This is a genomic window from Microcoleus sp. Pol12A5, from assembly GCF_036701435.1.
Lineage (GTDB): Bacteria > Cyanobacteriota > Cyanobacteriia > Cyanobacteriales > Microcoleaceae > Microcoleus.
This window is the reverse complement of record NZ_JAUBQU010000213.1, coordinates 1-5,637: the sequence shown is the minus strand read 5'-3', so window position 1 is coordinate 5,637 and position 5,637 is coordinate 1. Positions and strand designations below refer to the sequence as shown.

Annotated in this window: 2 protein-coding genes and 3 pseudogenes; 3 read left to right on the top strand and 2 right to left on the bottom strand. The window is 39.2% G+C overall.

Annotated features, from left to right (window positions below; genetic code table 11):
• Positions 1-107 precede the first annotated feature (107 nt).
• Positions 108-1,104 (bottom strand): annotated as a pseudogene (locus QUA45_RS27775) (IS4 family transposase); the annotation flags it as partial.
• Positions 1,105-1,316: 212 nt separating this feature from the next.
• Between QUA45_RS27775 and QUA45_RS27770 the strand changes: the two are divergent.
• From QUA45_RS27770 to QUA45_RS27760, 3 genes and pseudogenes are all read left to right on the top strand, one after another.
• Positions 1,317-1,805: pseudogene (locus tag QUA45_RS27770) on the top strand (transposase); the annotation flags it as partial.
• Positions 1,806-1,928: 123 nt separating this feature from the next.
• Positions 1,929-3,254: pseudogene (locus QUA45_RS27765) on the top strand (IS5 family transposase); the annotation flags it as partial.
• A 70-nt stretch (positions 3,255-3,324) separates the two neighbouring features.
• Positions 3,325-3,921 (top strand): hypothetical protein, encoded by a 597-nt coding sequence (locus tag QUA45_RS27760; protein WP_333223074.1) that lies wholly within the window; start codon positions 3,325-3,327, stop codon positions 3,919-3,921.
• Positions 3,922-4,226: 305 nt separating this feature from the next.
• Here the strand turns inward: QUA45_RS27760 and QUA45_RS27755 are convergent, their stop codons facing one another.
• The gene (locus QUA45_RS27755) at positions 4,227-4,895 is read right to left on the bottom strand and encodes an IS4 family transposase (protein ID WP_333223076.1); all 669 of its coding nucleotides are present in this window, start codon (positions 4,893-4,895) and stop codon (positions 4,227-4,229) included.
• Positions 4,896-5,637: the final 742 nt, after the last annotated feature.

Here is a 5,637-nt window from a genome sequence, read left to right as displayed (position 1 = left end):
TATTTCTCTGATAAACATCATATGAAACTGTAATTAACTCATAATTTTGCCGCAAATATCATTATACTATGTATTTGCGTAATTAATTCTGTCTGACTACTTAAACCATATATTTCTTGTACCACCTCCTTTGGTCTTTGAGAACGAATATGAGTTTTTCGTCCTACGTCCTAATAAATGTACTTTCAGTTCATCAATTGTATTCTCCACTTCCCAACGTTGATGATATTCACAGGCAAGTAACTGGGCAGTAAATTTTTCTGCTTCCAATAAGCTGGTAATTAAACGATATCTAATTTGTGCTTCGGGGCGGTCGTAATTCTCAATTGTGTACTCAATTACTCTTACTTTTATTGGCTGAAATCCTTTTTTTCTTAATTTGCCCGATGGATAAATCCAACTCAAATATGAACCATCATCTAATTGTGTTTCGTTTAAGAATTTAACGTTGGATGGAATTCACACTCTTCTACTCACAACCTTTACTTACTGTAGCTTCTACCATCGCATAAGAATGTAAGCCTCTATCCCACATCAATAGCATTTCCGGCGTTACTGAGCGTAACAACTTTAACGCTCTTACTCTTTCTCCCATTTTATATGGACACATTAAGGCATCAAATATTAAATGTGTTCCTGCCTCTACTAAAATCACTAATCTAGCGGGAACGCAGCTCTCGTACCGGGACGGCTACCCGGACGACCAAAAACCCTAGCATTTTCATCACTGTCTGGGATATCTAAGCAGGTTCCGTCTATCACTACGACTCTGAGTTCGTTGATAAAAGCTCCTAGTATTTCAACTGTAGCCATTGGTCGCACTAATGAATGAAACAACTGTCTCATTACGCCTCCTCCTAATTTTTGTCTGGCTTGAGTAATTGCCGATTTACACGGAAATCGCCAATATCTACCAACTTTTATCCATGCTTCATTAAGACCATCAATTAAATTTTTTAGTACATCCCGCATTGAATCTTTCGACCACAGACTCATGGCGATTACCAGACACACTACCAGTTGTGCTGGCAGGGCGCGATGACGTTTCTCTTCAGCCTTCGTTTTAGTAATCGCCTGTTCGATTGCAGTAGCTGGAATAGCCATTTCTATTGCTTTGAATATCTCCTTACTTGGGATTTTGGGAGATAAAAAGTGAGAATTCTTTGAGATGCACGCTAACTTGCTCTCCCTTTTTGGAAACAATACCTAATTTACCACGGTTTGAGCCTTAACTGAACCGTATTGCATTATACCCCTCTTTTGTCACTCTAAACAGAGTCTTATAGAACAAAATCTCTCAAACCTGAGCTGGGTCTATGGTTAAGCCTCGCCAAGCTGATTCAACCTTGAAATTGATTGATGAGTATTGTCGGTATTACAGAAATCTGTTTTCAGAAGTCAGAAGCTTTGAAGCTTTTACACACCTTCATGCGGGTAGAATTTCGGATATTAAACGTAAGACACTACCAGCCATTTCAGAGATAATGGGGCTAGAAAATGCTCAAGGGCTGCATCACTTTCTTACTCAATCACCCTGGGAGGATCAAGCCATGAGAAAGCAAAGGCTAGAATTAATTTTAAGAATTGTTAAAGCTCGAAAAATCGTTATCATCATTAATGAAACAGGAGATCCAAAGAAGGGAAAAGCTACCGATTATATAGCTAGACAATATTTAGGGCGACTTGGAAAAATTGACAATGGCATAGTGGCTGTGGTGATCTATGATCTAGTAGATGGGTTAACTTTCCAATTAATGTTTGAAATTTATAAACCTAAAGAACAACTTAAACTAAAGGATAGTTACCTAGGGCTTGCTGAATAATCGAGCGCATATTGCGTGGCCTGGGTTTCGCTCGCGCGATCGAGAATAGAAGTGCAAGATAAACAGGTAAAATAGCTCAAAACCGGTGCATCACCACCTGCGATCATGTACAAAAAAGCTGAGTTTGCCTCCAGCCCCCCATCCGAGTTTGAACTGCCTTTCGGAGGAAGGTTGTCTGCTGACAACCGTTGGGTAAAAATGGGCGAACTAATCCCGTGGTCGGAATTTGAATCAGAATATGCAGCAAACTTTCCCACAGAAAAGGGCTTAAGGGCCAAATCATTTCGGATGGCATTGGGAGCATTAATTATCAAAGAAAAATTAGGAATTAGCGATCGCGAAACAGTCGAACAGATCCGCGAAAATCCCTATATGCAATACTTCATCGGTCTATCAAGCTACAGCAATGAACTCGCATTTGATCCATCCCTATTAGTACATTTTCGGCAACGAATCAGTCCCAACCTAATTAATAAAGTCAACGAGCGCATGGTCGAAAAAATGCGCTCCATCACCCAAATCAAACAAAAAAAAAAGGATTCGGATGCCAAAAATGAGTCCCCCAATCGCGGAAAGTTGATCGTAGATGCAACGTGCGCCCCAGCCGATATTAGTTATCCGACCGACTTAGGATTATTAAACCGAACCCAAGTTCATAGAGAAAAAATTATAGACATCCTGTATAAACAAATCAAAGAAAAAATCCATAAACAACCCAGGACCTACCGTAATTTAGCAAGAAAAGACTACTTAGCAGTAGCGAAACAAAGACGACCCACCCGCAACAAAAGAAGACAGGCAATTAAAAAACAACTTCAATATATCAAAAGAAACCTAGCTCATATTGAACAGTTAATCGATTCAGGTGCGAGCCTAGAATGTCTGAAGAAAAAGCAATATAAAACCTTGCTATTCCTCACAGAAGTAGCTCGCCAACAGCAATGGTTATTTGACAACGATAAACAGAGTATTGAGGATAGAATAGTAAGTTTAAGCCAACCCCACATTCGTCCCATAGTCAAAGGAAAAGCCGGAAAAAGTGTAGAGTTTGGAGCCAAACTATCAGCCAGTTGTTTTGAAGGATATGTATTTTTAGACCGGATGAGCTGGGACAAATTTAACGAATCAGGGGACTTAAAAGCCCAAGTAGAAGCATATCATAGGTTCACAGGATATTATCCAGAATCAGTTCATGCCGATCGCATTTACCGAAATCGGCAAAACCCAGCACGGTGCAAAGAAAAAGGAATTAGAATCAGTGGGCTACCCCTAGGAAGACCAAGAGCAAATGTGAGTAAATCAAAAAAGAAGCAAGCCTTGGAAGATGAGAGGATTAGAAATGCGATAGAGGGCAAATTTGGGCAAGGAAAACGAAGATTCGGTCTCAATCGAGTGATGGCAAAACTTGATAATATATCTGCTACAGGTATCGGCTCAATAAGTAGGGGTAGCAGAGAAAAAAAAGTAAGCAGAGTACACAAAGTGTCATAAAATAGGACACATGACGCAAAAGATTATTTCAGAAGATAAGTCATCCTTGAAGATACTGCAAACCATCGACCCAAAAGGTATTGCAGACGAATCCATGCGTCACACAGTAGAGATATTACTGAACCTAATAGAGCAATTAGAATTAAAAGTCAAAGACTTGGAATCAGAGAATCAACGGTTAAAAGATGAAAATAACCGATTGAAGGGAGAACAAGGAAAACCAGACATCAAAGCCAAGTCCAAAGGATTCAAAAGTCAGCACTCATCAGAAAAAGAGCGAAAAACGCCAAAAAAGCATAGCAAACGCAGTAAGAACGCCACGATTAAAATAGATCGAGAAGAAATACTAGAATATCCCACAGACCAACTGCCAGCAGATGCAGAATTTAAAGGATACGAACAAGTAATCATCCAAGATATCAGCTTGGCAACCGACAACATATTATTCCGCAAACACAAATATTACTCACCCTCAGTTGGGAAAACTTATGTAGCAGAATTACCATTAGGCTACGAAGGAGAATTTGGACCAGGCATAAAAGCCTTAATAATCAGTTTGTACGCTAGGTGGCAATATGAAGCAAGGCAAACTACTAGATTTTTTTAGCAGATTGAGGTATTTCCATCTCAGCCGGTTATTTATCTAACCTGTTAATCAAAAACCACTTCCTTTTTGAAACCGAGAAAAAAGAAGTTTATGATTCAGGACTAGCAAGTAGTCCTTAGCAACACTTCGACCTGACGGGGTAACAACCCCGTTAAAACATAGACTGAATCAAGGACATAGCTCTCATACCCTTCTGAAAAAATGGCAATTTATTAGGTCTTATTTTCATTAATTTAACAACTATTTCCTGACAATATTCTATGCCTAATACCCAGGATTGACCCGATAATCCAATCCAAAAGCTACTATGCCGAGCTACAGTTCGCCCACTTTCTGTGAGCCGTGAGCCGACACACATATTTTTGAATGCCCATTCTTTTAATTTTGTCTCCTTGAAAAATAGCGCAAGTATAAGCAAAAGCTATTAATAAAATCAAGGTTTTTAAGCGCTCGTCACAAGCGTGACTTTTTTCGAGGTTATAGCCTCCTGTCTTGCAATCTTTGAACATAGCTTCGCTCCCACTTCGACATCTAAATGTAGCCACAGCTTCTTTTAAAGTTCCTACATTTGTGAGGAGATACCAACCTTCCTCTTCAACATGACCTTGATATCGACGCTTCCAATAACCTGCGATATCAAACTTGCCAAACCCTGTTTGCTTCGTCACTTTAACATCCCTAAAATAAAAGCTAGTACCTGGCATCAAACCCAACTCACTCAATCGCTTATATTCTTTACCTGCTTGTTCAATATATCGCCCCTTTTGTATTCTTAAAACAAACCTTACATTCTTATCACACAGCCATTTTCTCAGCTTGACACTCCCAAATTCGCGGTCTCCTATTATCACAAATTTATATTTATTTAACAAGGTCAGGATTGGACCAATCAATCTTTTTTGATCTTGGATATTACTACATCCTTTTTTCGGTAAGATTTGCCAGTATAATGGTAATGCTCTCCGCTGAAATATCAGGTTGAGGACAAAAATATTTTTGTCCCGCCACTGCGTTCTATCAATGGCAACTCTCCACTATTTTTGCTGGTTAACTTTAGTTCTTAAAATGTATTTAATCAGGGGAAACCACAGCTTCTAAACATTGAGAATCGGTAGCTTCAAAAATCTTTGAATCCCTCGTCGCCTGCTCTCAAACAAAATTGGATAAGGCATTAATGTTGCCAGGGATTCAATGCTCACTTGTTTCTTGATTTGAAGCAGAAAAATTAAAATACGAGCGGGTTAAGTATTCTGCTTGTTTCAGTTGTTTCTGGAAACAAATTTGGTAAAATGGAGGTAACATTTTCTATAGATGGGGTTGTTTAACGATATTGACCCCATCTTTTTTTACCATAAATCGGTCAAACCTTTGTTAGCTATGGGTTTTAACGGGTTTATCACCCCGTCAGCACTTCGACCAAACTGGTGCGCGTGTAGGTGGAGTAAACCATACTACCAATATCATCTGCAACCCTTTATATACAGTCTACTTTACAACAGCGAATAAAGACAGATTGACTGTCCTGAAAGGATTACAGCCAGGACGAGAAATAGAATTCCTGGTGAATCCACTTACATTCTCACTAATTCAGGACTTCAAAATCCCGACTAAATGGCAGAATGCTCTCAAGCTATTACCTCCAGGGTAAACGCATCTAAATTAAGTTGACATAAAATCATATTTGTGCCTGAGTTATTCTCTGAAAAAACCCTTCTT